Genomic DNA, 26,246 nt, shown 5'->3' with positions numbered 1-26,246 from the left:
CTTTCCAAGGAGACTACCCATGTCCATGAAGATCCGCCTTGCCCGTGGTGGCAGCAAAAAGCGCCCTCACTATGCCATCGTCGCTTCCGATTCGCGCATGCCGCGCGACGGTCGCTTCCTGGAAAAGCTGGGCACCTATAACCCGCTTCTGGCCAAAGACAGCGAAGACCGCGTCAAGATGGATATCGAGCGTATCCAGTACTGGCTGGGCCAGGGCGCACAGCCGACCGACCGCGTCGCACGCTTCCTGGAAGCGGCAGGCGTCAAGGAGAAGGCCGAGCGCAAGAACATGAAGAAGGCCGTCCCCGGCAAGAAAGCCACGCAGCGCGCCGAAGAGCGTGCCGCCAAGGCTGCTGCCCCGGCCGAAGCCGAGTGATCTCTGCTGGCGGGGGCAACCCCGCCAGACACCAACCAGGAGGCTGAGAATGGCTGACGACCGCATCTGTGTCGGCGCGATCGCCGGGGCCTTCGGGGTCCATGGCGAAGTCCGGCTGAAAAGCTTCTGCGCCGAACCGTCCGACATTGCCAATTACGCGCCGCTGACATCCGAGGATGGCACGCGCAGCTTCGCCGTATCGCTGACCCGTCCGGTCACCGGCGGCATCGGCGCCCGCGTTTCGGGCATCGCCACCCGCGAAGAGGCCGAGGCCCTGAAGGGCATGACGCTCTGGGCACCGCGCGCGGCCCTGCCCTCGCTTCCCGATGACGAATTCTATCACGCCGACCTGATCGGGCTGGATGTCGTGGATACCGGCGGCCAATCCTTGGGCCGCGTCCGTGCCATCTATGACCATGGTGCCGGCGATATTCTGGAGATCGTGGGCGGCAAGGACATCCTGATGCTGCCCTTCACCAAGGCCATCGTCCCCACGATCGACCTTGCCGCGCGCCGCATCGTGGCCGACCCGCCCGGCGCCGACGAATGACCAAACCGCCAAAGTCGCATGGGCGTCTGTCGATCAACGCCACCATGCGTCCGCGCGAACTGATGGCCGAACCGCAGGTGCGTGGTGCTTGGACCGCGCGTGTCATCACACTCTTCCCCGAGGCGTTCCCCGGCATCCTGGGCCTGTCGCTGACCGGCAAGGCGCTGTCGCAGGGCCTGTGGAACATCCAGACCCTTCCCCTGCGCGATTTCGGCGTCGGCAAGCACCGCAACGTCGATGACACCCCTGCGGGCGGCGGCGCCGGCATGGTGATCCGAGCCGATGTGATGGATGCGGCGCTGCGCGAGGCCGCGCGCGGAACGCGCCTGCCCGTCATCTACATGTCGCCCCGCGGCAAACCCCTGACCCAGGCCCGCGCCCGCGAATTGGCCCAAGGCCCCGGTGTCACGCTGATCTGCGGCCGTTTCGAAGGCGTCGACCAACGTGTCCTGGACGCCCACGACGTCGAGGAGATCAGCATCGGCGATTATGTCCTGACCGGAGGAGAGATCGCCGCTCAGGTCTTGATCGACACGACGGTCCGGCTTATACCGCGCGTGCTGGGGAATCAGGATTCGCTGGCCGAGGAATCCTTTTCCGTCGGCAACCGGGGTCTTCTGGAACACCCTCAGTACACGAAGCCCGCCCTTTGGGAAAACCGCCAGATCCCCGACATCCTGTTGTCGGGAAATCATGCGGCCATTGCCGACTGGCGCGCCCGTGAGGCCGAACGGCTGACCAAGGAACGCCGCCCCGATCTGTGGCGGGCATATGCGGAAACGCATGTGGACCCGGCAAAGGACCGACAGCGCTCGGGCGCATCAGACCAATCGCGGAACCACCGCGAGCATGATAAGGATCAACAGCGATGAATCTGATCGCAGAACTCGAAGCCGAGCAAATCGCAGAGCTCGGCAAGAACATTCCCGACTTCAAGGCCGGCGACACCGTCCGCGTCGGCTACAAGGTGACCGAGGGCACCCGCTCGCGCGTCCAGAACTACGAAGGCGTCTGCATCTCGCGCAAAGGCGGCAGCACCATCGCCGCCAGCTTCACCGTGCGCAAGATCAGCTTCGGCGAAGGCGTGGAACGCGTGTTCCCGCTCTACTCGACCAACATCGATTCGATCGAGGTCGTTCGTCGCGGTAAGGTCCGTCGCGCCAAGCTGTATTACCTGCGCGACCGTCGTGGTAAATCGGCACGTATTGTCGAGAAGACCAACTACCGCCCCAAATCCGACGCGAAAGCCTGAACCGAGGTCACGAGATGAAAAACGATATCCATCCCGATTATCACATGATCGAGGTCAAGATGACCGACGGGACCACCTACCAGACCCGTTCGACCTGGGGCTCGGAAGGCGATTCGATGACGCTGGACATCGACCCGACCTCGCACCCCGCCTGGAACGGTGGCTCCACCCGCCTCATGGATGCCGGTGGCCGCGTCACCAAGTTCAAATCCAAATATGCAGGTCTCGGCTTCTGATCGCCCCGACCATTGCAGACACGCAGACGCCGCCCCTTGGGGCGGCGTTTCGCATTTCTCCGTTGCCGAAATACCCTACGGGGGTCCGGGGGGCGCGGGACGCAGATCAGGCGACTGCCTCGGCGGGTTCGACCAGCGTCACGATATCCCGCATGATGCTGTTCAACTGGAAATCCTTCGGGGTATAGACCCGCGCCACGCCCATCTCGGACAAGGCCCGTGCATCCTCATCCGGGATGATGCCCCCGACGATCACCGGCATATGCGTCAATCCCGCCGCTGACAGGCGCTGCATCACGTCGCGGATCAGCGGCAAGTGGCTTCCGGACAAGATCGACAGCCCGATGACATGCGCTTCCTCTTCGGCCGCCCGGGCGACGATCTGTTCGGGCGTCAGGCGGATGCCCTCATAGGTGATATCCATGCCGCAATCGCGGGCGCGAAAGGCGATCTGTTCCGCGCCGTTGGAATGGCCGTCCAGGCCGGGTTTGCCCACCAGGAATTTCAGGCGCCGCCCCAATCGGTGGCTGACGGCATCCACCGCCTCGCGGATCTCCTCCAACCCCTCGGTCCGGTTCGAGGGGTTCGCTGAAACGCCCGTCGGCCCCCGATATTCGCCATGAACCTGTCGCATGACGCCTGCCCATTCGCCGGTCGTCACCCCCGCACGCGCCGCGGCGATGGAGGCAGGCATCACGTTCCGCCCCGCCGCCGCATCTGCACGCAGCGCATCCAGCGCCGCAGCGACTGCCTCGGCGTCCCGACCGGCCCGCCACGCATCCAGCCGCGCGATCTGATCCTGCTCGACCGCCGGATCGACCACCATGATCCCACCATCCCCCGCCGTCAGAGGCGACGGCTCGGCCTGCTGCCAGCGGTTCACGCCCACCACGATGGTCTCGTTCGTCTCGATCCGCCCAAGCCGGGCGGCATTCGATTCGACCAGCCGCGACTTCATATAGTCGATCGCGGCAATCGCCCCGCCCATCCGGTCCAGCAGGTCCAGCTCGGCGCGTGCGCCCGCTTTCAGTTCCTCGACCTTGGCCTCGATCACCGGGTTGCCGTCGAACAGATCGCCGAACTCCAGCAGGTCGGTCTCATAGGCCAGAATTTGCTGCATCCGCAGCGACCATTGCTGGTCCCAGGGGCGCGGCAGGCCCAAGGCCTCGTTCCATGCGGGCAGTTGCACCGCCCGAGCCCGCGCGTTCTTCGACAGCGTCACCGCCAGCGTCTCCAGCAGGATGCGATAGACGTTGTTTTCCGGCTGCTGCTCGGTCAGCCCAAGGCTGTTGACCTGCACACCATAGCGAAAGCGGCGGAACTTCTCCTCCTCGATGCCATAGCGGTCGCGGGTGATCTCGTCCCACAGCTCGGTGAAGGCGCGCATCTTGCACAGTTCGGTGACAAACCGGATGCCCGCGTTGACGAAGAAGCTGATCCGTCCGACCATGGCAGGAAAATCGTCCGCAGGCACCTTGCCCTTCAGATCGTCCAGAACCGCGACGGCGGTCGCCAGCGCATAAGCCAGTTCCTGTTCGGGCGTCGCCCCGGCCTCTTGCAGGTGATAGGAACAGACGTTCATTGGGTTCCACTTGGGCAGATGTTCGCGCGTATAGGCCGCCACATCCGTGATCATCGCCAGCGACGGCGCAGGCGGGCAGATATAAGTGCCCCGCGACAGGTATTCCTTGATCAGATCATTCTGCACCGTGCCCTGCAGCGCCCTGATATCGGCCCCCTGTTCCTGCGCGGCAGCAATATAGAGCGACAACAGCCACGGCGCCGTCGCATTGATCGTCATCGAGGTATTCATCTGTTCCAGCGGGATCTGGTCGAACAGGGCGCGCATGTCGCCAAGGTGGCAGACCGGCACGCCCACCTTGCCGACCTCGCCCCGTGCCAGCACGTGGTCGCTGTCATAGCCCGTCTGGGTGGGCAGATCGAAGGCCACCGACAGGCCGGTCTGACCCTTGGACAGGTTCATCCGATAAAGTTCGTTCGACTTGGCAGCCGTGGAATGGCCCGCATAGGTGCGGAACAGCCAAGGTTTGTCCTTCTGGGCCATCACTTAACCTCGCAATAATGTGTCGCTTTAAGTATCGATACAGAAACAATGATACTACGTCAATTCGCCGCACCGCGGCGCATTCCGTTCCGTAACGACACAATATTGCTTATATAAAGTCTTGATTGTTGCTTTATTGCGTTTCATATCATAGCAAGATGGAAATCGGCCCGGCGATTCTGCGCTGCGGCACATGACAGGAGAGTACGATGGCCCTCGACGCACCGACCCCGATTGCCCCCTATGACGCACCGGTCAAGGATCTCTATGCCGTGGGTGAGATGCCGCCGCTTGGCCATGTCCCGGCCCGCATGCACGCATGGACCATCCGCCGCGAACGCCAAGGCGAACCCGATCAGGCCATGCAGCCAGAGGTCGTGGAAACGCCCGCCATCGACAGCAACGAGGTCCTGGTCATGGTCATGGCCGCAGGCGTCAACTACAACGGCATCTGGGCCGGTCTGGGCCAGCCGATCAGCATGTTCGACGTGCACAAGCAGCCTTATCATATCGCGGGGTCGGATGCGTCGGGGATCGTTTGGGCGGTGGGCGACAAGGTGAAGCGTTGGAAGGTCGGAGACGAGGTCGTCATCCATTGCAACCAGGACGATGGCGACGACGAGGAATGCAACGGCGGCGACCCGATGTTTTCCACCACGCAGCGCATCTGGGGCTATGAGACCCCCGACGGCAGCTTCGCCCAGTTCACCCGCGTCCAGTCCCAGCAGTTGATGCCCCGCCCCAAGCACCTGACATGGGAGGAATCGGCGTGTTATACCCTGACACTTGCCACCGCCTATCGCATGCTGTTCGGCCATGAACCGCATGAGCTGAAGCCCGGCATGAACGTGCTGGTCTGGGGCGCGTCGGGGGGGCTTGGTTCCTATGCGATCCAGCTGATCAACGCGGCGGGCGGCAATGCCATCGGCGTCATCAGCGAAGAGGACAAGCGCGATTTCGTCATGGGGCTCGGGGCCAAGGGCGTCATCAACCGCAAGGACTTCAAATGCTGGGGCCAGCTGCCCAAGGTGAACACCCCCGAATACAAGGAGTGGTTCACCGAGGCGCGCAAGTTCGGCGCTGCCATCTGGAACTTCACCGGCAAGGGCAACAATGTCGACATCGTCTTCGAACATCCCGGCGAGGCGACCTTCCCGGTCAGCACGCTGGTTTGCAAGAAGGGCGGCATGGTCGTCATCTGCGCGGGCACGACGGGCTTCAACTGCACCTTCGACGTGCGTTACCTGTGGATGCATCAGAAGCGCATCCAGGGCAGCCATTTCGCGCATCTGAAACAGGCCAGCGCCGCCAACAAGCTGATGCTGGAACGCCGGCTGGACCCATGCATGTCCGAGGTCTTCCCCTGGGCCGACATCCCGGCCGCGCATATGAAGATGTACCGCAACGAACACAAGCCCGGCAACATGTCGGTTCTGGTCCAGTCACCCCGCACAGGCCTGCGCACCTTCGAGGACGCGCTGGAACCCGGTCACGGCTGACCCATCGGCCGGGCCGTCCCCTGCGGGCAGCCCGTGGCCTCAGGCGGCGCGCCCGTCCACACCAGCCATCCGGCATTTCCAGCCGCTGATCGACTGGCCGGGATTGGACTGCGCCCATTTCGCCAACTGGGCCTGTGCGCCCATCATGCAGCCCATCAGGCCGATATCATCCGTGAAGATCATGCTGCGGTCGCGGCAGCTTTGGGGTTCGCCCGACAGGCAGGCGACGAAAAGCAATTCGATCATGGGCAAGTTCCTTGCGTTGCCCTCCCATGACGACAGAATGCCGCTTGGGGTGATTCCCGCAAAGCCGACAAGGCGCATCCCTCGCCCCGCACCGCAAAAGCGCGTGTTTTGCAGGCGTCGCGCCATCGCATTGCCGACGGTTCAGGCAGTTTCGGGCGTCAGGCCTTGCGATCCGTTTCGCCGGCATAGCGGCATTTCCACTCGCGGACCTGTTCCTGGGGATGGGTCTCGATCCAGCGCGCCAGCTCGTTCTGGCTTTGCAGCATGCAGGTGAACAAACCGTTCTGCTCCTCGAACAGAAGGCTGTGATCCAGGCAGCGGTCGGGGTCCGACAGCAGGCAGGTGACGAAAAACAGCTCGATCATCGCGACACGTCCTTTCGATGGTCCAAGACACGCCTGGACGTCATGAAAAGTTGCGCGGCGCTTCGCTTTTGCGAAAAGGCAGGCTAAGGGAAGGGCATGAATATCCCCGCCTCAGCCCCGACTCTTTCGCCCGATCAGGCCGACGCATGGGATGCGCTGGCCGAAACCTTCGGCGCGGCCGGCATCGACATCATCGCAGAAGAGATCCACCCCCCGCAATCGGGCAAAGGTCGCGTCATGGCGGTCATTGGCAAGGCGGGGTCCGGCAAGACGCTGATGCTGTCGCAGATCACCAAGGCGCTGCTGGAGGCCGGGGTCGAACTGATCAGCCCTGATTACGAAGGCCGCCGCCGCAAGGACCGGCGCAGTGTCGCGATTCTGGCCCCGACGAACAAGGCAGCCTTCGTCCTGCGGATGCGCGGGGTGCCCGCGACGACGATACACCGCATCCTCTATACGCCGGTCTATGACCCGGAATATGAAAAGATCGCCGAATGGCTGACCGGCACTGGCGAACGCCCGGTGATCGAGGAGCTGTCGGATGCGGCCCTGGACAAGGCCAAGGCCTTTTACGACATCCACACGTCCATTCCCGGCGCGTTGGCGACGGCGGGATTGCGCGGGTCGGATTTCATCCGGGGCTGGAAGCGGCGCGAAGATGGGCTGGATGTCGGGCTGATCGACGAAGCCTCGATGCTGGACGAAAAGCAGTTCGAGGACCTGCGCGAGATCTTTCCAACGCTGATTCTGTTCGGCGACCCCGCGCAGCTGGCCCCCGTCGGCCAATCGGGCGAGATGGTCTTCGACCGCTTGGCCGCCCCGCAGCGTCTGTACCTGAACCGCATCCACCGGCAGGCGGATGACAGCCCCATCCTGGACCTGGCCCATGCGCTTGCCGACGATCAGCTGAACTTCGAGGATTTCGAGAGCCTGATCCGCAGCGCCGCCCGCAAGGACGACCGCGTGGTCTGGGCCGAGCGCGTCGAAAGCGACCTGATGGCCCGCAGCCCCGTGCTGGTCTGGCGCAACGCCACCCGCATCCGGTTGATCCATGCCTTCCGCACCGCCTTCGGTGCGCCGGGCGACGCCCTGCTGCCGGGCGAGCCGCTGATCTGCGACGGGCTGGAACTGCCGCTGAAGCACCGCAAGAAGCGTATCGACCTGGAGGCGCGCGGCCTGATCAAGGGCGCGCAGGTCGTCTATCTGGGGCCGGGCCGAAAGCCGGGCTTTTCCCGCCTGCACGTGATCGGCGCCGAGGACCCGCGCCTGTCCGCCGCATCCATCGTCAAGATCGAGATGCCCGACCAAGAGGAACCCTTTATCCCCTATGCCGCGCGCATGGGGGCGGCCTTTCTGCACGGGGCGGCGGTCACGGTTCACAAGGCGCAGGGCAGCCAATGGCCGCAGGTGCAGGTCTTTGGCCCCGACATCAGCGCCGCCGCGTGGTCGAACCGGACCGAGGCTGGCGTGCCCCTGTGGAAGCGTCTGACCTATGTGGCGATCACGCGGGCGCAGGAACGTCTGTACTGGGTGACCAAGGCGCGGCTGGCCCGCCCCGAAGGCCCCCTGTCGACCGACGACCTGTTGGCCAAGGTGGCGCCCTTGTCGCTGGACGCGCAGGAAGACTGATCAGCGTGCCTGGCGCGCCTCGATGGACAGGCGCAGCGCTTCGGTCAGGGCTTCGGGCGGCAGGCCGGTTTCCTGCTCCAACCGCATCAGCCCGAAATGCACGCGGGCCAGTTCCTGATAATAGCGCGCGAAGATGAAGTTGATGGACGCCCCCGCCACCGCGCCGAACACAGGCGCCGCTTGCGCCGCCATCTTCTGGCCAAGTGACACCGACAAACGCGGCGCGACCTTGCTGACGAGGCTTTGGACCGTCTGCCCGGTGACCGAAAGCCGCGCCGCCAGCAACCCCAGATCCGTCTGGTCGTCGGTCGTCATCGGGCCTGCGGCCGCAAAGATGCGCAGGCATTCCAAACGCACCTCCTCGCTGTCCGGGTCAAGGCCATGTTCGGCGGCAATGTCCAGCATCGCCCGCAGCAGCAGCGTGACGGTGAACGGCAGTTCGACCAAGGCACCGGCGAAACCGGCCGCACCACCCGCCGCGCCGCTGGCGGTGGACAGCATCCGGTTGAACAGATCGCCCCGGTCGCGCAGCACCCGCCGGCTGCCCGAGGCGGCAGTGAAGGCCCGCGTCAGCGCCGCCCGAGTGGCCCCGTCCAGACGGTTGCGCACGAAGGATGGCAGCCGCTGGATCAGTCCCTCGGCGCCGTTGCCAAGACGCGCCATCATCTGCATCGCCAACCCTTGGGCCTTCACGTATCGCAGCGCCAGACGGTCGATCTGGGCATGAACGGTGGGATCAGAGATCGGCGGAAGAACCTGAGGCGTTTGCGGCGTCATCTTTGTCTTCTTTCGGATGCGCGATCACGACACAATCGTCGCGATCGGGAACGGGCGGCAATGAGGATGGTTGTTCGGGCGCGCGTTCGACATCGCCCGTCACCCCAACCCAGGCCCCCGGTCGAAGTTCCAACCCCAGAACCCGATCGGGGTTGGTGGGGGGCGGCATCATGACATCGTCCAGCCGCTGAAAGCCGAAACGCGAATAATAGGGTGCATCCCCGACCAGCAGGACGCGTTCGAAACCCATCTTCGTCGCGCGCGTCAGGCTGTCGCGCATCAACAGCCCACCCAATCCCTCGCCCTGGGCGGTTGGATGGACAGCGATCGGTCCAAGCAACAGCACCGGGTAATCCCCGATGCGCACTGGCCAGAACCGAATCGCTGCCGTCAGGACGGCGTCGCTGCGCAGCACCAGGCACAGATCGGCCACCCGCGGCACCCCGTCGCGCAGCCGATAGGAGGACAGGGCCGTGCGACCCGGCGCGAAACACAGATCATAGAGGGCTTCGACCTCGGGCGTATCTGCCGGGGTCTCGGGGCAGATCTCGTACATCGCGCCTCCTTCTGCGTTTGCGGCCCTTTAGCACGTCGCTTTGTCGGGCGGAACATTGCGAACCGGGAAAAGCGGTGGCAGGTTGGGCGCGCAAACCAACAGGAGGCCGACATGTTCTATCGCCCCGAAGCCGGACACGGCCTACCCCACAATCCCTTCAACGCGATCATCGCGCCCCGGCCCATCGGCTGGATCTCGACCCGCGGATCGCAGGGTGACAATCTGGCGCCCTATTCCTTCTTCAACGCCGTCGCCTATACCCCGCCGCAGGTGATGTTCGCCTCGACCGGCGCCAAGGCTGATCGCAAGGGCACCAAGGACAGCGTCGCCCAGATCATCGAAACCGGCGTCTTCTGCGTCAATATCGCCACCGGCGATCTGCGCGACGCGGTCAATGCCAGTTCCGCCCCCCTGCCCGCCGGCACCAGCGAATTCCAGGCCGCCGGCATCGAATCGTCGGAATGCACCACGATCGACTGCCTGCGCGCGACCCATGCCGCCGCGAACCTGGAATGCCGCATGACGCAGATCGTGCCCTTGGCTGGCGAACACAACTTCGCCGTCTTCGGCGTCGTCACCGGCGTGCACATGCGCGACGATTGCGTGGTCGAGGGCCGTTTCGATCCGCGTGCCGCAGGGGGATGGATTGCGCGTCTCGGCTACAAGGATTACGCCGCCGTGCACGATCTTTTCGAAATGGACCGCCCTGCATGAACCGCACCGTCAAGGACTATGTCCGCTCCATCCACGACTTTCCGCATGAAGGCATCATCTTCCGCGACGTGACCACGCTGTTTGCCGATGCGCGCGGCTTTCGCATGGCGGTCGATCAATTGCTGCACGCCTATGCGGGCACGCGGATCGACAAGGTCGTGGGCCTTGAGGCGCGCGGCTTCATCCTTGGCGGCGCGGTGGCGCACCAGCTGTCCACGGGCTTCGTCCCGATCCGCAAGAAGGGCAAGCTGCCCGGCGCGGTCATCTCCGAGGCCTATCAGCTGGAATATGGCGAAGCGATCATGGAGATCCATGACGACGCGCTGAAGCCCGGTGAAAAGGTGCTGATCGTCGATGACCTTCTGGCCACCGGTGGCACCGCCGAAGCCGCGATCAAGCTGTGCCGCCGCCTTGGCGCCGAGGTCGTCGGCTGCGCCTTCGTCATCGACTTGCCGGAACTGGGCGGACGCGCGCTGCTGGAAAGCCTGGAAATGCCGGTACACGCGCTGTGTGAATTCGAAGGCGCCTAGGCCAGCACCGCACCGGGGTTCATGATGCCTGCCGGGTCCAGCGCCGCCTTGATGGCGCGCATGACCTGCAGGCGGACCGGATCGCCCCAATGGGCCAGATCGGCGGCCTTCAGGCGACCCACCCCATGTTCGGCCGAAAACGACCCGCCGCGTTCCACGACCATCTGGTGGATGCGGCGGGACATGTCCTTGCGGATATCGTCATAATCCTCGCGCACGCGACCCAGGGCGGGGAACAGGTTGTAATGCAGGTTGCCGTCCCCCAGATGCCCGAAGCAGTTGATCCGCATGTCGCCCTCTGCGGCGATCATGGCGCTGGCGTCGCGGATGAAATGGGTGATTTCGGTCAAGGGCAGGCTGATGTCATGGCTGGCGATCGCGCCGACATGACGGTTGGCCAAGGGGATATGTTCGCGCAGGGCCCACAGGTCGGCGGCCTGCTGACCTGACCGGGCGATCACCCCGTCGCTGGCCAGACCGGCCTCGGATGCGGCGATGAACAGGCCCTCCAGCGCGGCGTCGGCAGACAGCCCCGCGGGCGGGCCGACCTCGGTCAGGACCAGCCAGTCGGGGCGCGTGTCGAAGGGTTGGCGCATATCCGGAAAGGCCGCGTCCAGGAACCGCAACCCCTGCCCCGAGATCAGCTCGAACGCGGTGACGCCGCCCGCCATGCGCGCCTGCGCCAAGGACAGCAGCGACAGCGCCGCGGCGGGACTTTCCACCACCATCAGCGCCACCCCGGTTTCGGCGGGCTTCGGGGCCAGCACCAGCGATGCCGCCGTGATGATTCCCAACGTCCCTTCCGCCCCAATCATCAGGTCGCGGATGTCATAGCCGGTATTGTCCTTCCGCAGCCGCTTGAGGTCGCGCAGGATGCTGCCGTCCGGCATCACGGCCTCGACCCCCAGGCACAGGGCGCGGGCATTGCCATATCGCAGCACGTTGACGCCGCCCGCATTGGTCGACAGGACGCCGCCGATCTGGGCGCTGCCCTGCGATGCGAGCGACAACGGGAACTGCCGCCCCGCCGCATCCGCCGCATCGCGCGCAGCCTGCAGGGTCACGCCGGATTCCGCGATCATCACGCCTTCCTCGGGGAAGACGTCGCGGATGGCGGTCATGCGTTCCATCGACAGGATCAGGGGTGCGGGGCCGTCCGACATGATCTGACCGCCGACCAGGCCTGTCCCGCCGCCACGCGGCACGACAGGAACGCGGGCGGCAGCACAGGCGCGGATGATGGCAGCGGTTTCTTCAACGTCATGTGGCGCAGCGATCAGGCCGGCCTGCCCGTGATACCGGCCGCGCGGTTCTTCGGTGTAATGGGGGGCGGGATCGCGCAGCACGCCTTGGGGCAGTCGGGCGGCAAGGGCCTTGTCGGCGGCGTTCAGCATGATGGTTCCCCCTCAGCGGATGTCGGTCTTGCCGCGCCGGTCGCCGCGCAGGTTGGCAAACAGCACGTGGTTGCGCCAGCGTCCGTTGATCTGCAGATAGCTTTGCGCAACGCCTTCGTATTTGAAGCCGGATTTTTCCAGCACACCCCGGGATGCGGCGTTTTCGGGCAGGCAGGCTGCCTCGATCCGGGACAGATCCAGCGTGGTGAAAGCGTGATGGACCAGGATGCCGATCGCCTCGCGCATATAGCCGTTGCGCGCATGGCGCTGGCCGATCCAATAGCCGATGGTGGCGGATTGCGCCGGGCCGCGGCGGATGTTGTCCATGGTGATCGCGCCCAGCAACACGCCGTCGCGACGGACCAGGAACAGCGGAAAGGCCGTGCCCGCCTTGCTGGTGCGCGCGGCCCAATAGACGCGGTTGGTAAAGCTTTTCCGCGACAGGTGGTCGGGCGACCAGACCGGTTCCCATGGCACCAGGAAATCGCGGCTCTCCGATCTCAGCGCCGTCCAGGCGCCGAAATCGGAATGGGATGGCAGACGCAGCACGATCCGTTCGGCTTCCAGCCGAAATGGACGGCGGCGTCCCAGCATCATGCGGCCAACCGCGCAGCCAAGGCGTCAAGCGTGGGCGCATCGGCCACCGGACCGTAAAGCGCCAGCGCCGGGCGGGCCCGTGACAGCAACCCTTCGGCATGGGCACGCACATCTGCGGCGGTGACCGAGGCGATCTTTTCGGCGACCTCGGCCGGGTCCGGTACGCGGCCCCAGATGGCCAGCGTGCGGGCCATGCGCTCCGCCTGCGCCGAGGGACTTTCCAGCCCCATCAGCAGCCCCGCGCGCAGCTGCGCCTTGGCGCGGGCGATCTCTGCCTCGGACATATCCTCGGCGGCGCGCTTCATCTCGTCGATGGTCAGGTTGGTCAGATCGGCCAGATCGTCACCACCCGTCCCGGCATAGATGGTCAGCATGCCGGTATCGTCGTGAAAGCCAGATTGCGCAAAGATGGTATAGCACAGCCCGCGCTCCTCGCGGATCTTCTGGAACAGCCGCGACGACATCCCCCCGCCAAGCGCCGAGGAGAAGATCTGCGCCGCATAGAAATCGGGCGCCATGTAGCCCGGCCCTTCCAGCGCCAGCGCGAAATGCGCCTGTTCCAGCTGCTTGACCTGACGCGTTTCCCGGCCCTGCCAGGTGGCTGCCTCGCGCGGGGCCTGCTGGATGGGCTTCATGTGGCCCAGAACCTTTTCGGCCAGCCGCACGATCCGGTCATGATCGACCGCACCAGCGGCCGCGACAACCATCTGGCCGGGGCCATAGTTTTCGGCGACGAACCCCGCCAGATCGGCGCGGCCAAAGCTGCCGACACGTTCGGCGGGGCCCAAAATGGTGCGCCCCATGGCCTGATCGGGATAGGCTGCCTCTTGCAGCCAGTCGAAGATGATGTCGTCGGGCGTGTCCATGGACTGCCCGATCTCTTGCAGGATGACGCCACGCTCGACCTCAATCTCTCGCTGATCGAAGGCGGGGTTCAGGACGATGTCGCTGATCACGTCGAAGGCCAGATCAACGTCGTCCTCCAGCACGCGAACATAATAGGCCGTCGCATCGCGCGAGGTATAGGCGTTGATGTAACCGCCCACATCCTCGATCGCCTCGGCGATCTGCAGGGCGCTGCGCTTGGCCGTGCCCTTGAACGCCATGTGCTCTAGGAAATGGGCGATGCCGTTCTGTTCGGCGCGTTCGTTGCGGCCACCCGCACTGACCCAGATGCCAAGCGCTGCCGAATGCAGGCCGGGCATCTGGCGCGTCACGATGGACAGGCCGTTGGGAAGGGTCGTCAGTCGGGGGGTGGGGTCTTGGGTCAATTGGTTCTCCGCTCGAGGATCAGCGATTTAAGCGCCTCGACGTCATTTTCAACCCGGGTTACGCGCTCGGGCAGGTCGAACAGCCCGGCCATGTGCGGCGGCAGGCCCGGACGGACCCCGATGGCACGTTCGACGGCATCGGGGAATTTTGCGGGATGGGCGGTGGCCAGCGTCACCATGGGCACGCCGGGTTCCAGGTGGCGGTTGGCGACGGCAACACCGACGGCGCTGTGCGGGCAAAGGATTTCGCCTGTGGCCTCGCGCATGGCGCGGATCGTGTCCAGCGTCTCCTCCTCGGACACGCGGCCCGACAGGTATTGGTCGCGCAGGGTCTGCAGTGCGCCCTGGCTGATGGCAAAGCCACCGGTCTTCAATTCGTCCATCAGTTGGCTGACGGCCCCGGCATCGCCGCCATAGGCCAGATACAGCGCCCGTTCGAAATTCGAGCTGACCTGGATATCCATCGACGGGCTGATCGACGGCTCGACCTCGCCCACGCGATATTCACCTTGGCTGAGGGCGCGGTGCAGGATGTCGTTCTGGTTGGTGGCCACGATCAGGCGGCGGATCGGCAGGCCCATCGACCGCGCGATGCTGCCCGCGAAGATGTCGCCGAAATTGCCGGTCGGCACGCAGAAATCGGTGGGGCGCATGCCCAGGCTGGCCGTCGCCGTGAAGTAATAGACGATCTGCGCCACGACCCGCGCCCAATTGATGCTGTTCACGCCCGCCAGCCCCACGTCGTCGCGGAAGGCATGATCGTTGAACAGATCCTTGAGCCGCGCCTGGCAGTCGTCGAAGTGACCCGTCAGGGCCAGCGCATGGATGTTTTCGGCGGCAGGCGTCGTCATCTGGCGGCGCTGGACCTCGCTAACGCGGCCATGCGGGTACATGATGAAGACGTCGACATTCTCGATGCCGCTGAAGGCCTCTATGGCGGCGCTGCCGGTATCGCCCGAGGTCGCGCCCACGATGGTGATCTTCTGGCCCGACCGCTTCAACGCGATGCGGAACAGCTGCGCGATCAGCTGCATCGCGAAATCCTTGAAGGCCAGCGTCGGCCCGTGGAACAGCTCCAGCAGGTGATGGCCGGGGGCCAGCTGCACCAGGGGCGCGCGGGCGGCATGGCTGATGCGCGCATAGGCCCGGTCGATGGCACCGCGCAGCTCATCCTCGGAAAAGCTGCCGGTCGTGAATGGACGCACGACGCGGAAGGCGACCTCCTCGTAGGACAGGCCGTCCAGATCGGACAGACCCTCGAATGTCGGAATGGTCTCCGGCAGATACAGCCCCCCGTCCCGAGCCAGCCCGGACAGCATGGCCTGTTCAAAGTTCAGAACCGGGGCCTGACCCCGCGTCGAGACGTAACGCATCGGAAATCCTTCAATAGCTGCGCTGTCTGATACGCCAGATCAGCGCCAGTGTCATCACCGCCCAGACCGCAGCGATCATGAACCACTGGACGGCATAGGAGAGGTGGTTGTTGGGAATACCCTCGATGGCGATGGGCATGGGGATGACGCCTTGGGCCTCGCCTTCGACAAAGCTGGCCACGACCAGGACCGGCTGGGTGTCCAGGTGTTTGGCCATCGCGTCCACATCCCGCGCGAACCAGATGTTTTCGTCCAGATTGGGCGCCGGGGTCGAGCTGCCGGTATCGGCGGGCCAATGCAGGTTGCCCGTGACGCGCAGCCGGGTCGGCCCGCGTTCCAGATGCCGCGCCTCCTGCGGGATGAAACCGCGGTCCAGCAGGATCGCGCGCCCGTCATCGGTGACAAAGCGCGACACGACCTGATATCCCGCGCCCTGATCGCGCATCTGCGACAGCACCTCGATCTCCTGCCCCGTGGTGGTCCCCGTCACGGTGACCGGCAGGTATTTCATCGACGGGTCGACCTGATCCGGCAGCGGCACGGGATCGGCCTGAATGCCATCGGTGATCTGGTCCAGCAGGCCCTGCTTCCATGCCATGCGGTCCAGCTGCCACAGGCCTAGCTGGATCAGGATGGTGCAACCGACGATGCCAAGGATCAGCGGGAATAGATAGCGGCGCATGGACGGGCTCCGGATGGGGCAACGAAAAACGCGCGGAGGCTGCCCCCCGCGCGTTCCGGATGTCAGGGTCGGCGTATCAGCTGCCCCAGATATAGATCACGGCGAACAGCACCAGCCAGATCACGTCGACGAAGTGCCAGTACCAGGCAGCGGCTTCGAAACCCAAATGCTGGTTCTGGGTCATCTGGCCACGCATCAGGCGGATCAGGCAGACAAACAGGAAGATCGTCCCGATGATCACGTGCAGACCGTGGAAGCCGGTGGCGATGTAGAAGGCCGAGGCATAGGAGGTGTCGGCCAGACCAAACGCGGCATGGCTGTATTCATAGGCCTGAAGGGCCGTGAACAGAAGACCCAGCACGACGGCCACGATCAGGCCGTTGATGGTCGTCTTGCGGTCGCCCTCATGGACCAGCGCGTGATGCGCCCAGGTGACGGCCACACCCGACAGCAGCAGGATCAGCGTGTTGATGAAGGGCAGGTGCCAGGGATCGAAGGTCACGATGCCTTCGGGCGGCCAGACGCCATCGGTGATGGGGCTGTTTTCGCCCATTGGATACAGCGCGTTCTTGATGAAGTTCCAGAACAGCGTGACGAACAGCATCGCCTCGGACATGACGAACAGCAGGAAGCCGTATTGCAGACCGATGCGGACGACGGGGGTGTGATCGCCCTGCTCACCTTCGCGAACCATGTCCGCCCACCAGCCAAAGCTGACATAGCAGGTGCCGATGAAGCCGATGGCGAACATCCAGGGGCCGGTGATCTCGGCGCCCGCGATGGTGACCTGACCGGTCATCCAGGCGACGGCACCAAACAGCATGACGAAAACCGCCACCGCTGCCAGGAAGGGCCAGACCGAGGCCGGAAGAATATGGTAGTCGTGGTTCTTAGCATGCGCCATGTCGGATCCCCGTCGGCTCCCCTAGTTCGTCTAATTGATGTTTTCGGCAGGTGCCGTGTCAAGCGCCGCCGAGCGCGGCTCTGTCCGGTGGAAGGTATAGGACAGGGTGATGTCGCGCACGTAATCGGCATCCGGGTCGGTCACCAGCTCGGGATCGACATAGAAGCTGACCGGCATCTCGACGCGTTCGCCGGGCTGCAGCGTCTGTTCGGTAAAGCAGAAGCACTGCACCTTGATGAAGTAATACCCCGCCACGTCCGGCGCCACGTTATAGCTGGCGGTCCCCGTCAGAGGCTGGTCGGTGTTGTTCACCGCCTCGTAGAAGGCCAGGCCGTTCTCGCCGATCTTCAGGTCCATGCGGGTCTGCATGGGCTTGAAGGTCCAGCCCAGATCGCTGTCGGTATTGGCATCAAAGCGGACCCGGACGGTCTCGTCCAGAACCTCGTCCGAGACAGTTTCGGCGACCTGCGTCGTGCCGCCGAACCCCGTGACCTGGCAGAACCAGTTGTAGAAGGGCACGGCCGCCCATGCCAGCGCGCCCATGGTCACGACGACCCCGACCAGGGTGGCGGCAGTGCGTCCTTCGGGGCTGAGGCGTTTCATGGCGCGTCTCCCTTGGTTTCACCGTCGAGCGGCGTCAGCGAGACGCGCGGCTGGTGGTCATATCCTTCGATCAGCCCGCCCTGACGCACCTTGACGACCGTCAGGGCAAAGACCAGCGCGACGAAGCCGATCAACACAAGGCCAAGACCGACATTGCGCGACCTGCGCCGCCCATGAATTTCGTGTTCCGCCTGGATCGGCATCACCAGCCCCCCATCCAGCCCTGCACCAGCAGCGCCAGGAAATGAACGAACAGATAGACCAGCGACAGCTTGAAGACCCGCTTTTCCACGGCATAGCCATCGGCGATCGCCTGTTCTTCGCTACGCTGCAGGATCTTCCAGCCGCCATGGATGAACATCGCGTTCAGGACGACCGCCACCGCCATATAGAGCGGCCCGCCGACCGAGGTCAGGCCCAGCCAGATGGCGAAGGGCGCCAGCACCAGCGTGTAGGCGAAGATGTGGCGACGCGCGGAACGACGACCATGCGTCACCGTCAGCATCGGCACGCCCGCATTGTGATAGTCTTCCTTCATGAACAGCGCCAGCGCCCAGAAATGGGGCGGCGTCCAGAAGAAGATCAGCGCGAACATCAGCAGCGATTCAATGCTGATCCCGCCGGTCGCACAGGCCCACCCGATCATCGGGGGGAAGGCACCCGCGGCACCGCCGATGACGATGTTCTGCGGCGTCCAGCGCTTCAGCCAGACGGTATAGACCACGGCATAGAAGAAGATGGTGAAGGCCAGGAAAGCCGCCGCGAACCAGTTCGCGACCAGCCCCAGCATCATCACCGAAATCACCGACAGCACGATGCCGACGCCCAGGGCCTCGCCGGGTTCGACGCGTCCTGACGGGATCGGCCGGCTTTGCGTGCGGGTCATGATCGCGTCGATGTCGCGGTCGTACCACATGTTCAGCGCGCCCGATGCACCGCCGCCAAGGGCGATGAACAGCACGGCGCAGAAGCCGATGAAGGGATGCACCGGGCCAGGTGCCACCCACAGGCCGACGAATGCCGTGAACACGACAAGCGACATGACCCGCGGCTTCAGCAGCGCGACGTAATCGCCGAACTGGGCCTCGGGGGTGTGCTCATATGCGTTGATATCGGCCATCATGCCTGCAATCGGTTCGGAAATATCAGATCCGGCCGACATCATGCCGGCCGGATCGGGATCATTCGGATCAGTTGGCCTCGGCAACCTCGACGGCGGCGTCGGTGTCGACTGCTGCGGTCTGCGCCTCTTCCTCCAGCGTGCCGCCCTGTTCGGCAACCCAGGCCGCATAGACCTCGGGGCTGACGGCCTTCACGACGATCGGCATGTAGGCGTGGTTGATGCCGCAGAGTTCGCTGCACTGACCGAAATAGGTGCCTTCCTGTTCGACGTTGAACCAGGCTTGGGCGATGCGGCCCGGAACGGCGTCCTGCTTCACGGCGAAGGCCGGGATGGTCCAGGAATGGATCACGTCGCCCGACGTGACCTGCAGCAGGATGTTCTGGCCGGTCGGCACCACGACGGCGGTGTCGGTCGCCAGCAGGTATTCGTCCTCGCTGTAGCCCGCCTCGGCCAAGTCGCCCTTTTCCAGCATCAGCGAATCGAAGGCGACGCCGTTGTCGGGGTATTCATAGGACCAGTACCACTGATGCCCGGTGACCTTGACCACCACATCGGGGTCCGCCGGCATTTCCTGGCTGCGGAACAGGATCGGCAGAGAGAACGCGCCGATCGCCACCAGGATCAGCACAGGGACCAGCGTCCATGCCACTTCCAGCGGCGTGTTGTGCGTGAACTTGGCCGGCACGGGATTGGCGCGCGAATTGAAGCGCACGATCACGTACAGCAGCAGCGCGCAGACCACGATGGTCACGACCGTGATGATGATCAGCACGAAATGGTCCAGCCATTGCTGGTCGCGCGCCAGTTCCGTCGAGGCGGGTTGGAAGCCCATGCCCCCTGCCACCGGTTTGCCGATCGTGGGCAGTTCGCCCACGGCACTCTGCGCCATCGCAGCCCCGGCCAACACGCCCGCAGATGCGAACCCCGTAGCTGCCGCGACTGCACGGCGAATCATCGCTCTTGCCATCATTCCATCCCGTTGCGTTGGCCCGGCCAATATGGCCGCAAGGGCTGCCGTCAGGCTGCCCCTTTTCCTTTCACAGTGACCGCTCTATGACCATATCTAGCCCAATCGGGCAAGACATGACTACAGCATTTCCGGCCAAAGAGGGAACGCGACCCGCTGCCGCGCCCCGGCTTTGCCCCCTCCCCGCCCCTGCAAGGAGACCTGCATGAGCCGCCCGCCCTTCGATCCCTTCGCCGCCCAGCTTGACCGCGACACCGCCCTGAACATCCTGCGGCAAGCCGTGCATGGCGCCGATGATGGCGAGCTGTTCCTGGAACGCAGCCAGTCCGAAACGCTGCTCTTCGACGATGGCCGGCTGCGCAATTCCAGCTTCATGGCGGGCCAGGGCTTCGGGCTGCGCGCCGTGCGCGGCGAGGTGTCGGGATACGCCCACAGCAGCGAGATCACTGTGCCATCCTTGCAACGCGCAGCCGAAACCGCGCGGCTGGCGGTGGGTCAGGGCGGCGGCGTCATGGCGCCCGCACCGGCCATGACGCCGGTGGACCTCTATCGTCCGATCGACCCCGCGCAGGACATCACCATCGCGCGCCGCATCGACCTGCTTCGCCAGATCGACGCCTATGCCCGCCAGCTGGACCCGCGCGTCGTGCAGGTGACCGCCTCCATGGGCAGCAGCGTGCAGGAGGTCGCGATCCTGCGTCCCGAAGGTGGGCTGGCTACGGATATCCGCCCGATGACGCGACTGAATGTCGCAGTCATCGTGGAAAACAACGACCGCCGCGAAAGTGGCAATGCCGGGGGCGGCGGGCGTTTCGCCTTGGACGCCCTGATGGAGCCCGCCCATTGGCAGGGTCTGGTCGACGAGGCGCTGCGCATCGCGCTGGTGAACCTGCGCTCGGTTCCCGCGCCGGCGGGGGTGATGGACGTCGTCCTGGGCGCGGGCTGGCCCGGCATCCTGCTGCACGAGGCCGTCGGTCACGGGCTGGAGGGCGATTTCAACCGCAAGAAGGCCTCGGCCTTTGCCGGGCTGATGGGCCAGCGCGTGGCCGCCCCCGGCGTCACCGTGGTCGATGACGGCACCATTCCCGACCGCCGCGGCAGCATCAACATCGACGACGAGGGGACGCCCCCCGCCCGCAACGTGCTGATCGAGGACGGCATCCTGGTCGGCTATATGCAGGACCGCCAGAACGCGCGGCTGATGGGTGTCGACCCCACCGGGAACGGGCGGCGCGAAAGCTATGCCCATGTGCCGATGCCACGCATGACCAACACCTATATGCCCGGCGGCGATGCCGACCCGGCGGCGATCTTGGCCGATCTGAAGGACGGGATCTATGCGGTGGGCTTTGGCGGCGGCCAGGTGGACATCACCAATGGCAAGTTCGTCTTTTCCTGCACCGAAGCCTATCGCGTCAAGAACGGCGTCGTGGGCGACCCGATTCGCGGCGCGACCCTGATCGGCGACGGCGCGACCGCGCTGCAGCAGATCCGCGGCATCGGCAATGACATGGCGCTGGACCCCGGCATCGGCAATTGCGGCAAGCAAGGCCAATGGGTGCCGGTGGGCGTGGGACAGCCGACGCTGATGATCGGCGGGCTGACGGTGGGCGGATCGGCGGCGGGGTGATCCGCTAACTGCCTGTTAACCATTCGCGCGCTATTCCTGTCCGGGCACCGGGCCGGAGGCATCATGAACAGCAGCGTTTCGATCAGCGCCGATGACGATCTGTCGATCCTGCGGCTGATCCGGTCCCGCCGGGTCGGGCCCACCACCTTTCACCGGCTGATCGCGGAACATGGGTCCGCCCGCGCGGCGCTGACCGCCCTGCCCGATATCGCGGCGCAGTCCGGGGTCAGCGGTTATCAGGTCTGTCCCGAAGGTGTGGCCGCCACCGAACTGGCCGCCGGGCGACGGGCGGGCGCGCACTTGATCCGCTGCGATTCGCCCCTCTATCCCGCATCGCTGCGCGACATCGACGGCGCGCCGGCCATCCTGTGGGTGCGGGGCGATGCGCGGTTGCTGTCCGCATCCGTCGTCGCAGTCATCGGTGCACGCAACGCCTCTTCGCTAGGGCTGCGCATGGCGCGGGGCATGGCGGCGGGCCTGGGCGAACAGGGTTTGGTCGTTGCCGCCGGCCTGGCTCGCGGCATCGATGCCACGGCCCATGCGGCCAGCCTGGCGACCGGCACCATCGCCGTCATGGCGGGCGGCATCGACGTCATATACCCGGCAGAAAACGCCCCGCTTGCCGCCCAGATCGCTGAAGGCGGGGTACTGGTATCGGAACAGCCCCCCGGCACCGAACCGACCGCGCGCCATTTCCCGACCCGCAACCGCATCGTATCGGGCCTGTCCCGCGCTGTTGTCGTGATCGAGGCCGCGCAGCGCTCCGGCACGCTGATCACCGCCCGGAACGCGCTGGACCAGGGACGAGAGGTGATGGCCGTCCCCGGACACCCCATGGATGCCCGAGCGGCGGGCTGCAATGCGCTGATCCGCGACGGCGCGACGCTGGTGCGCAGCGCCGCCGACGTCGCCGAGGCGTTGGAACAGGCGCCTCAGCGCGAATTCGTGACCATGACCGCCCCTGCCCCGGTCAGACCAGTCGCGCCGCCCGCTGCCAGAATTCCACCGCCCGTGACCGCGATGCCGCTAGAGGATCGCATCCTGGGTCAGCTGACGCCTTCACCCACTGACGAAAACGACCTGATCCGCGACTTGGGCATGGCCGCCTCGGCGGTCAGTGCGGCGCTGTTGTCGTTGGAACTGCAGGGGCGCATCACGCGTCTGGCCGGGGGTCGGCTGGCCCTGTCCTGAGCCGGCCCCACGTCCGGCACCCGTTGACAGTGGGGCGACCTGCACCCATGTTGCCGCCCCATTGCAGCTGTCCGAGGTTCCCATGCCCGTTGTCGTCGTCGAATCCCCGGCCAAGGCCAAGACCATCGAAAAATACCTGGGCGGCGATTACCGCGTTCTGGCCAGTTTCGGCCATGTCCGCGACCTGCCCCCCAAGGATGGCAGCGTCGATCCCGACCATGATTTCGACATGAAATGGGAAGTCGCCGCGGACAGCAAGAAGCACCTGAAGGCCATCAAGGATGCGCTGAAGGATGATCCCAACCTGATCCTGGCCACCGACCCCGACCGCGAGGGCGAGGCGATCAGCTGGCACCTGCTGGAGGCGCTGCAGACATCGCTGAAGAAGACCAGCGAGGTCAGCCGCGTCACCTTCAACGCCATCACCAAATCCGCCGTCACCGAAGCCATGGCCAAGCCGCGCCAGATCGACCAGCCGCTGGTCGATGCCTATCTGGCGCGTCGTGCGCTGGATTATCTGGTGGGCTTCAAGCTGTCGCCGGTCCTGTGGCGCAAGCTGCCAGGCGCAAAATCGGCGGGCCGCGTGCAATCCGTCTGTCTGCGCCTGATCGTCGATCGGGAAATGGAGATCGAGGCCTTCAAGGCTCGCGAATACTGGTCCGTCCATGCCCGCCTGGCCACGCCCGGAGGTGACGAATACGACGCGACGCTGACAACCTTGGCCGGGTCCAAGCTGGACCGGTTTGACCTTGCGACCGCCGAACAGGCCGCGATGGCCGTCAGCGCCGTCACCAGCCGCGATCTGCGCGTCACGGGCGTCACTGCCAAACCCGCCAGCCGCAATCCTTGGCCGCCCTTCATGACCTCGACCCTGCAGCAGGAGGCCAGCCGCAAGATGGGCATGGGGGCCAAGGCCTGCATGTCGGCGGCGCAGCGTTTGTACGAGGCCGGGCTGATCACCTATATGCGGACCGACGGCATCGACATGGCGCCCGAGGCGGTGATGGCCGCCCGCGACGCGATCAAGGCCAAGTTCGGTGAAAACTACCTGCCCAAATCGCCACGCATGTACAAGAACAAGGCCAAGAACGCGCAGGAAGCCCACGAATGCATCCGGCCGACCGACATGATGATGTCGCCCGACAAGCTGAAGCTGAGCGCGGATGACCAGCGCAAGCTCTATGACCTGATCTGGAAGCGCACCATCGCCAGCCAGATGGAAGCGGCCCGGATGGAGCGCACGACGGTCGAAATCGCCAGCCCCGACGACCAGGTCGGGCTGCGCGCCACCGGCCAGGTGATGCTGTTCGACGGTTTCCTGCGCGTCTATGACCAGGGCCGGGACGACGATGAGGGCGAGGACAGCGCCCGCCTGCCCGCCATCACCGAAGGCGAGGCCGCGACGCTGGTCGCCAGCGGCTTCGACGCCGAATTCGCCAAGGCGAGCGACAAGACCGATCCCCTGCCCGACGCGCCCAAGGGCCAGCGTGCGGCCCCCGGCCTGCTGATGAACGACGCCGCGTCCACCGCCGCGCGCCAGCATTTCACCCAGCCCCCGCCCCGCTTTACCGAAGCCACGCTTGTCAAGCGCATGGAGGAACTGGGCATCGGCCGCCCCTCCACCTATGCCAGCATCGTCACCACGATCCAGGACCGCGACTATGTCCGCAAGGACAAGAACCGCCTGATCCCCGAAGACAAGGGCCGCTTGGTCACGACCTTCCTGATCAAGTATTTCCCGCGCTATGTCAGCCATGACTTCACCGCGAACCTGGAAAACGAACTGGATGAGATCAGCGCCGGCGACCGCCTGTGGCGCGAGGTTCTGGGCCGTTTCTGGAAGGATTTTTCCAAGGCGCTGGAGGGCACCTCGGAACTGCGCATTACCGAAGTGCTGGATGCCATCGACGAAGCCTTGGCGCCGCATCTCTATCCGCCGCGTGCGGATGGAGGTGACCCGCGCGTCTGCCCGCTTTGCAATGCGGGTCGCCTGAACCTCAAGACCGCGCGTTCGGGCGGGGCTTTCATCGGCTGCACGAATTATCCCGAATGCCGCTATACCCGCCCGCTTTCGGCGCCTGATGGCGAGGAACCGGTGGGCGACCGCGTCCTGGGCGAGGATGCGGGCGACCAGATTAGCCTGAAGACCGGCCGTTTCGGGCCCTATGTCCAGCGTGGAGAGGCTACCGAGGAGGTTCCCAAGCCGCCGCGGTCCTCCATCCCCAAGGGCTGGGACGCGGCCAAGCTGGACCTGGACCAGGCCGTGCAGCTGCTGTCCCTGCCCCGCCCCGTCGGCCCCCATCCCGAGGATGGCGTGCTGATCGAGGCCGGGATCGGTCGTTTCGGGCCCTATGTGAAGCATGGTTCGAAATACGCCAACATTCAGGACGTGGATGAGGTCTTTACCATCGGCATGAACCGTGCGGTCGAGGTTCTGGCCGCCAAGCAGACCCGTGGTCGCGGAGCCGCCGCCGCACCCCTGAAGGAACTGGGCGATCACCCCGATGGCGGCGCGATCCAGGTCATGAGCGGGCGCTATGGCCCCTATGTGAAATGGGAAAAGATCAACGCGACCTTGCCCCGCGATGTCGAACCGGCTGACCTGACCGTCGAACAGGCGCTGGAGCTGATCGCGGCCAAGGCGGCCAAATCGCCCAAGAAGGCGGCGAAGAAACCGGCAGCCAAGAAATCCGCCGCGAAAAAACCGGCGACCAAGAAAGCCACGGCTGCCAAGAAACCCGCAGCCAAGAAGCCTGCTGCGAAGAAGACGACCGCCAAGCCGGATGACGCCCCCACCGGGGAATGACGCCCAGGATCAGCTCCGTCCAAAGCGCCGCCGCACCCCAAGTGTGGCGGCGCTAACACATTCTGCCGCGATTGACACTTGCGGGGGCACGGGCGACAACCCCAGCAACGGCAGGAAACTTGGGAAGGAGGCCCGATGAAGAAGGTTTACGGGACGGCGTCGGAGGCGCTTGAGGGTGTCTTGCATGACGGGATGTTCATCGCGGCGGGGGGGTTCGGCCTTTGCGGCATTCCCGAGCTGCTGATCGCGGCGATCCGGGACGCGGGCACGAAGGATCTGACCGTCGCCAGCAACAATTGCGGCATCGACGATTTCGGGCTGGGGATCCTGTTGCAGACCCGCCAGATCCGCAAGATGATCAGCAGCTATGTCGGCGAAAACGCGGAATTCATGCGCCAGTACCTGTCGAAGGAGCTGGAGCTGGAGTTCAATCCCCAAGGCACGCTGGCCGAACGCATGCGCGCCGGCGGCAGCGGCATCGCGGGCTTCTATACCAAGACCGGCGTCGGCACGATGATCGCCGAAGGCAAAGAGCACAAGGATTTCGACGGCCAGACCCATATCCTTGAACGCGGCATCGTGGCGGATCTGTCGATCGTGAAGGCCTGGAAGGCCGATGACACCGGCAACCTGGTCTTCCGCAAGACCGCCCGCAACTTCAACCCGCCCGCCGCCATGTGCGGGCGCATCTGCGTGGCCGAGGTCGAGGAGATCGTCCCGCGCGGCAGCCTGGACCCCGACCAGATCCACCTGCCGGGCATCTATGTCCACCGCATCGTGCAGGGCCACCACGAAAAGCGCATCGAACAGCGCACCACCCGCAAGCAGGAGGTCGCGTGATGGCCGAGGCACCCAAGGGCTGGGACCGCAACCGCATGGCCGCCCGCGCGGCGCAGGAGCTGGAAGACGG

28 protein-coding genes are annotated in these 26,246 nt (G+C 65.1%); 13 read left to right on the top strand and 15 right to left on the bottom strand.

Features of this window, described 5'->3' with window-relative positions; genetic code table 11:
- Positions 1-19 precede the first annotated feature (19 nt).
- Genes rpsP through rpmE form a run of 5 tightly spaced genes read left to right on the top strand, consistent with a single transcriptional unit; the run spans position 20 to position 2,414 of the window.
- Positions 20-376: a 30S ribosomal protein S16 gene (gene rpsP / locus DKT70_RS14315; RefSeq protein ID WP_072298494.1), complete on the top strand. Its 357-nt coding sequence runs from the start codon at positions 20-22 to the stop codon at positions 374-376.
- Between the two features lie 49 nt (positions 377-425).
- Positions 426-926 (top strand): ribosome maturation factor RimM, encoded by a 501-nt coding sequence (rimM, locus tag DKT70_RS14310; RefSeq protein WP_111559781.1) that lies wholly within the window; start codon positions 426-428, stop codon positions 924-926.
- Positions 923-1,798 (top strand): tRNA (guanosine(37)-N1)-methyltransferase TrmD, encoded by an 876-nt coding sequence (gene trmD / locus DKT70_RS14305; protein ID WP_111559780.1) that lies wholly within the window; start codon positions 923-925, stop codon positions 1,796-1,798. Before rimM ends, trmD begins: the two co-directional genes overlap by 4 nt.
- Positions 1,795-2,178 (top strand): 50S ribosomal protein L19, encoded by a 384-nt coding sequence (rplS, locus tag DKT70_RS14300; RefSeq protein WP_108503348.1) that lies wholly within the window; start codon positions 1,795-1,797, stop codon positions 2,176-2,178. Before trmD ends, rplS begins: the two co-directional genes overlap by 4 nt.
- A 14-nt stretch (positions 2,179-2,192) precedes the next feature.
- Positions 2,193-2,414 (top strand): 50S ribosomal protein L31, encoded by a 222-nt coding sequence (gene rpmE, locus DKT70_RS14295; protein WP_072298490.1) that lies wholly within the window; start codon positions 2,193-2,195, stop codon positions 2,412-2,414.
- 106 nt (positions 2,415-2,520) lie between these two features.
- Here rpmE and DKT70_RS14290 read toward each other — a convergent pair whose 3' ends face one another.
- The gene (locus tag DKT70_RS14290) at positions 2,521-4,479 is read right to left on the bottom strand and encodes a protein meaA (RefSeq protein ID WP_111559779.1); all 1,959 of its coding nucleotides are present in this window, start codon (positions 4,477-4,479) and stop codon (positions 2,521-2,523) included.
- A 209-nt stretch (positions 4,480-4,688) separates the two neighbouring features.
- Between DKT70_RS14290 and ccrA the strand changes: the two genes are divergently transcribed.
- Positions 4,689-5,978, top strand: a complete 1,290-nt coding sequence (ccrA, locus tag DKT70_RS14285; RefSeq protein WP_111559778.1) for a crotonyl-CoA carboxylase/reductase — start codon at positions 4,689-4,691, stop codon at positions 5,976-5,978.
- A 39-nt stretch (positions 5,979-6,017) separates the two neighbouring features.
- Here the strand turns inward: ccrA and DKT70_RS14280 are convergent, their stop codons facing one another.
- Positions 6,018-6,224 (bottom strand): hypothetical protein, encoded by a 207-nt coding sequence (locus tag DKT70_RS14280; protein WP_111559777.1) that lies wholly within the window; start codon positions 6,222-6,224, stop codon positions 6,018-6,020.
- Positions 6,225-6,382: 158 nt separating this feature from the next.
- Entirely contained in the window at positions 6,383-6,589 is a 207-nt protein-coding gene (locus DKT70_RS14275) for a hypothetical protein (RefSeq protein WP_111559776.1), read from the bottom strand.
- A 96-nt stretch (positions 6,590-6,685) separates the two neighbouring features.
- On the opposite strand from DKT70_RS14275, the gene DKT70_RS14270 reads away from it, so the two are divergent.
- Positions 6,686-8,218, top strand: coding sequence for an ATP-dependent DNA helicase (locus DKT70_RS14270; RefSeq protein WP_111559775.1), 1,533 nt, complete (start codon positions 6,686-6,688; stop codon positions 8,216-8,218).
- Here the strand turns inward: DKT70_RS14270 and DKT70_RS14265 are convergent, their stop codons facing one another.
- Together DKT70_RS14265 and DKT70_RS14260 are read right to left on the bottom strand one after the other, a co-directional pair.
- The gene (locus tag DKT70_RS14265) at positions 8,219-8,995 is read right to left on the bottom strand and encodes an EcsC family protein (RefSeq protein WP_111559774.1); all 777 of its coding nucleotides are present in this window, start codon (positions 8,993-8,995) and stop codon (positions 8,219-8,221) included.
- Positions 8,955-9,551: a GNAT family N-acetyltransferase gene (locus tag DKT70_RS14260; protein WP_111559773.1), complete on the bottom strand. Its 597-nt coding sequence runs from the start codon at positions 9,549-9,551 to the stop codon at positions 8,955-8,957. Before DKT70_RS14260 ends, DKT70_RS14265 begins: the two co-directional genes overlap by 41 nt.
- Before the next feature lie 111 nt (positions 9,552-9,662).
- On the opposite strand from DKT70_RS14260, the gene DKT70_RS14255 reads away from it, so the two are divergent.
- Together DKT70_RS14255 and DKT70_RS14250 are read left to right on the top strand one after the other, a co-directional pair.
- Positions 9,663-10,265 carry a flavin reductase family protein gene (locus tag DKT70_RS14255; protein WP_111559772.1) on the top strand — a complete coding sequence of 201 codons (603 nt, stop codon included), beginning with the start codon at positions 9,663-9,665 and terminating at the stop codon, positions 10,263-10,265.
- Positions 10,262-10,795, top strand: coding sequence for an adenine phosphoribosyltransferase (locus tag DKT70_RS14250; RefSeq protein WP_072298482.1), 534 nt, complete (start codon positions 10,262-10,264; stop codon positions 10,793-10,795). The genes DKT70_RS14255 and DKT70_RS14250 overlap by 4 nt, the downstream gene beginning before the upstream one ends.
- Here DKT70_RS14250 and DKT70_RS14245 read toward each other — a convergent pair.
- From DKT70_RS14245 to coxB, 10 genes are all read right to left on the bottom strand, one after another.
- Positions 10,792-12,189, bottom strand: coding sequence for an FAD-binding oxidoreductase (locus DKT70_RS14245; RefSeq protein WP_111559771.1), 1,398 nt, complete (start codon positions 12,187-12,189; stop codon positions 10,792-10,794). The two genes, DKT70_RS14250 and DKT70_RS14245, sit on opposite strands and share 4 nt — an antisense overlap.
- 12 nt (positions 12,190-12,201) lie before the next feature.
- Positions 12,202-12,783, bottom strand: coding sequence for a GNAT family N-acetyltransferase (locus DKT70_RS14240; RefSeq protein WP_111559804.1), 582 nt, complete (start codon positions 12,781-12,783; stop codon positions 12,202-12,204).
- Positions 12,783-13,991 (bottom strand): M16 family metallopeptidase, encoded by a 1,209-nt coding sequence (locus DKT70_RS14235; RefSeq protein ID WP_111559803.1) that lies wholly within the window; start codon positions 13,989-13,991, stop codon positions 12,783-12,785. The genes DKT70_RS14240 and DKT70_RS14235 overlap by 1 nt, the downstream gene beginning before the upstream one ends.
- A 62-nt stretch (positions 13,992-14,053) precedes the next feature.
- Positions 14,054-15,430, bottom strand: coding sequence for a threonine synthase (gene thrC, locus DKT70_RS14230; protein ID WP_111559770.1), 1,377 nt, complete (start codon positions 15,428-15,430; stop codon positions 14,054-14,056).
- Between the two features lie 10 nt (positions 15,431-15,440).
- Positions 15,441-16,112: an SURF1 family protein gene (locus DKT70_RS14225; RefSeq protein ID WP_111559769.1), complete on the bottom strand. Its 672-nt coding sequence runs from the start codon at positions 16,110-16,112 to the stop codon at positions 15,441-15,443.
- Positions 16,113-16,188: 76 nt separating this feature from the next.
- Positions 16,189-17,016 carry a cytochrome c oxidase subunit 3 gene (locus DKT70_RS14220; RefSeq protein WP_111559768.1) on the bottom strand — a complete coding sequence of 276 codons (828 nt, stop codon included), beginning with the start codon at positions 17,014-17,016 and terminating at the stop codon, positions 16,189-16,191.
- A 30-nt stretch (positions 17,017-17,046) separates the two neighbouring features.
- Positions 17,047-17,619 carry a cytochrome c oxidase assembly protein gene (locus DKT70_RS14215; RefSeq protein ID WP_111559767.1) on the bottom strand — a complete coding sequence of 191 codons (573 nt, stop codon included), beginning with the start codon at positions 17,617-17,619 and terminating at the stop codon, positions 17,047-17,049.
- On the bottom strand, positions 17,616-17,822 hold the full coding sequence (locus DKT70_RS14210) for a hypothetical protein (protein WP_111559766.1): 207 nt from the start codon (positions 17,820-17,822) through the stop codon (positions 17,616-17,618). The genes DKT70_RS14215 and DKT70_RS14210 overlap by 4 nt, the downstream gene beginning before the upstream one ends.
- Positions 17,822-18,739, bottom strand: a complete 918-nt coding sequence (gene cyoE, locus DKT70_RS14205; protein ID WP_111559802.1) for a heme o synthase — start codon at positions 18,737-18,739, stop codon at positions 17,822-17,824. The genes DKT70_RS14210 and cyoE overlap by 1 nt, the downstream gene beginning before the upstream one ends.
- A 70-nt stretch (positions 18,740-18,809) precedes the next feature.
- A complete protein-coding gene (coxB, locus tag DKT70_RS14200) occupies positions 18,810-19,712 on the bottom strand; it encodes a cytochrome c oxidase subunit II (RefSeq protein ID WP_111559765.1) in 903 nt (300 codons plus the stop codon).
- A 202-nt stretch (positions 19,713-19,914) separates the two neighbouring features.
- On the opposite strand from coxB, the gene tldD reads away from it, so the two are divergent.
- The 4 genes from tldD to DKT70_RS14180 all read left to right on the top strand — a co-directional run bounded on the left by tldD (position 19,915) and on the right by DKT70_RS14180 (position 26,176).
- On the top strand, positions 19,915-21,339 hold the full coding sequence (gene tldD / locus DKT70_RS14195; RefSeq protein WP_111559764.1) for a metalloprotease TldD: 1,425 nt from the start codon (positions 19,915-19,917) through the stop codon (positions 21,337-21,339).
- A gap of 63 nt (positions 21,340-21,402) precedes the next feature.
- The gene (gene dprA, locus DKT70_RS14190; RefSeq protein WP_111559763.1) at positions 21,403-22,530 is read left to right on the top strand and encodes a DNA-processing protein DprA; all 1,128 of its coding nucleotides are present in this window, start codon (positions 21,403-21,405) and stop codon (positions 22,528-22,530) included.
- Positions 22,531-22,612: 82 nt separating this feature from the next.
- Positions 22,613-25,336, top strand: coding sequence for a type I DNA topoisomerase (gene topA / locus DKT70_RS14185; RefSeq protein WP_111559801.1), 2,724 nt, complete (start codon positions 22,613-22,615; stop codon positions 25,334-25,336).
- A 135-nt stretch (positions 25,337-25,471) separates the two neighbouring features.
- The gene (locus tag DKT70_RS14180; RefSeq protein WP_111559762.1) at positions 25,472-26,176 is read left to right on the top strand and encodes a CoA transferase subunit A; all 705 of its coding nucleotides are present in this window, start codon (positions 25,472-25,474) and stop codon (positions 26,174-26,176) included.
- Positions 26,177-26,246: the final 70 nt, after the last annotated feature.

Source organism: Paracoccus sediminilitoris (genome assembly GCF_003259195.1).
Classification (GTDB): Bacteria; Pseudomonadota; Alphaproteobacteria; order Rhodobacterales; family Rhodobacteraceae; genus Paracoccus; species Paracoccus sediminilitoris.
This window is presented reverse-complemented; position numbering and strand designations above follow the sequence as displayed.

Coding starts and splice junctions, on each gene's coding strand:
- DKT70_RS14275 (WP_111559776.1), bottom strand. CDS start 6,589: ATGATCGAGCTGTTTTTCGTCACCTGCCTGCTGTCGGACCCCGACCGC.
- tldD (WP_111559764.1), top strand. CDS start 19,915: ATGAGCCGCCCGCCCTTCGATCCCTTCGCCGCCCAGCTTGACCGCGAC.
- DKT70_RS14235 (WP_111559803.1), bottom strand. CDS start 13,991: ATGCCCGGCCTGCATTCGGCAGCGCTTGGCATCTGGGTCAGTGCGGGT.
- DKT70_RS14210 (WP_111559766.1), bottom strand. CDS start 17,822: ATGCCGATCCAGGCGGAACACGAAATTCATGGGCGGCGCAGGTCGCGC.
- DKT70_RS14215 (WP_111559767.1), bottom strand. CDS start 17,619: ATGAAACGCCTCAGCCCCGAAGGACGCACTGCCGCCACCCTGGTCGGG.
- DKT70_RS14250 (WP_072298482.1), top strand. CDS start 10,262: ATGAACCGCACCGTCAAGGACTATGTCCGCTCCATCCACGACTTTCCG.
- DKT70_RS14270 (WP_111559775.1), top strand. CDS start 6,686: ATGAATATCCCCGCCTCAGCCCCGACTCTTTCGCCCGATCAGGCCGAC.
- rplS (WP_108503348.1), top strand. CDS start 1,795: ATGAATCTGATCGCAGAACTCGAAGCCGAGCAAATCGCAGAGCTCGGC.
- DKT70_RS14255 (WP_111559772.1), top strand. CDS start 9,663: ATGTTCTATCGCCCCGAAGCCGGACACGGCCTACCCCACAATCCCTTC.
- topA (WP_111559801.1), top strand. CDS start 22,613: ATGCCCGTTGTCGTCGTCGAATCCCCGGCCAAGGCCAAGACCATCGAA.
- coxB (WP_111559765.1), bottom strand. CDS start 19,712: ATGATGGCAAGAGCGATGATTCGCCGTGCAGTCGCGGCAGCTACGGGG.
- DKT70_RS14180 (WP_111559762.1), top strand. CDS start 25,472: ATGAAGAAGGTTTACGGGACGGCGTCGGAGGCGCTTGAGGGTGTCTTG.
- rpsP (WP_072298494.1), top strand. CDS start 20: ATGTCCATGAAGATCCGCCTTGCCCGTGGTGGCAGCAAAAAGCGCCCT.
- trmD (WP_111559780.1), top strand. CDS start 923: ATGACCAAACCGCCAAAGTCGCATGGGCGTCTGTCGATCAACGCCACC.
- DKT70_RS14245 (WP_111559771.1), bottom strand. CDS start 12,189: ATGCTGAACGCCGCCGACAAGGCCCTTGCCGCCCGACTGCCCCAAGGC.
- DKT70_RS14280 (WP_111559777.1), bottom strand. CDS start 6,224: ATGATCGAATTGCTTTTCGTCGCCTGCCTGTCGGGCGAACCCCAAAGC.
- DKT70_RS14290 (WP_111559779.1), bottom strand. CDS start 4,479: ATGGCCCAGAAGGACAAACCTTGGCTGTTCCGCACCTATGCGGGCCAT.
- rpmE (WP_072298490.1), top strand. CDS start 2,193: ATGAAAAACGATATCCATCCCGATTATCACATGATCGAGGTCAAGATG.
- cyoE (WP_111559802.1), bottom strand. CDS start 18,739: ATGGCCGATATCAACGCATATGAGCACACCCCCGAGGCCCAGTTCGGC.
- DKT70_RS14260 (WP_111559773.1), bottom strand. CDS start 9,551: ATGTACGAGATCTGCCCCGAGACCCCGGCAGATACGCCCGAGGTCGAA.
- DKT70_RS14225 (WP_111559769.1), bottom strand. CDS start 16,112: ATGCGCCGCTATCTATTCCCGCTGATCCTTGGCATCGTCGGTTGCACC.
- dprA (WP_111559763.1), top strand. CDS start 21,403: ATGAACAGCAGCGTTTCGATCAGCGCCGATGACGATCTGTCGATCCTG.
- thrC (WP_111559770.1), bottom strand. CDS start 15,430: ATGCGTTACGTCTCGACGCGGGGTCAGGCCCCGGTTCTGAACTTTGAA.
- rimM (WP_111559781.1), top strand. CDS start 426: ATGGCTGACGACCGCATCTGTGTCGGCGCGATCGCCGGGGCCTTCGGG.
- DKT70_RS14220 (WP_111559768.1), bottom strand. CDS start 17,016: ATGGCGCATGCTAAGAACCACGACTACCATATTCTTCCGGCCTCGGTC.
- DKT70_RS14265 (WP_111559774.1), bottom strand. CDS start 8,995: ATGACGCCGCAAACGCCTCAGGTTCTTCCGCCGATCTCTGATCCCACC.
- DKT70_RS14240 (WP_111559804.1), bottom strand. CDS start 12,783: ATGCTGGGACGCCGCCGTCCATTTCGGCTGGAAGCCGAACGGATCGTG.
- ccrA (WP_111559778.1), top strand. CDS start 4,689: ATGGCCCTCGACGCACCGACCCCGATTGCCCCCTATGACGCACCGGTC.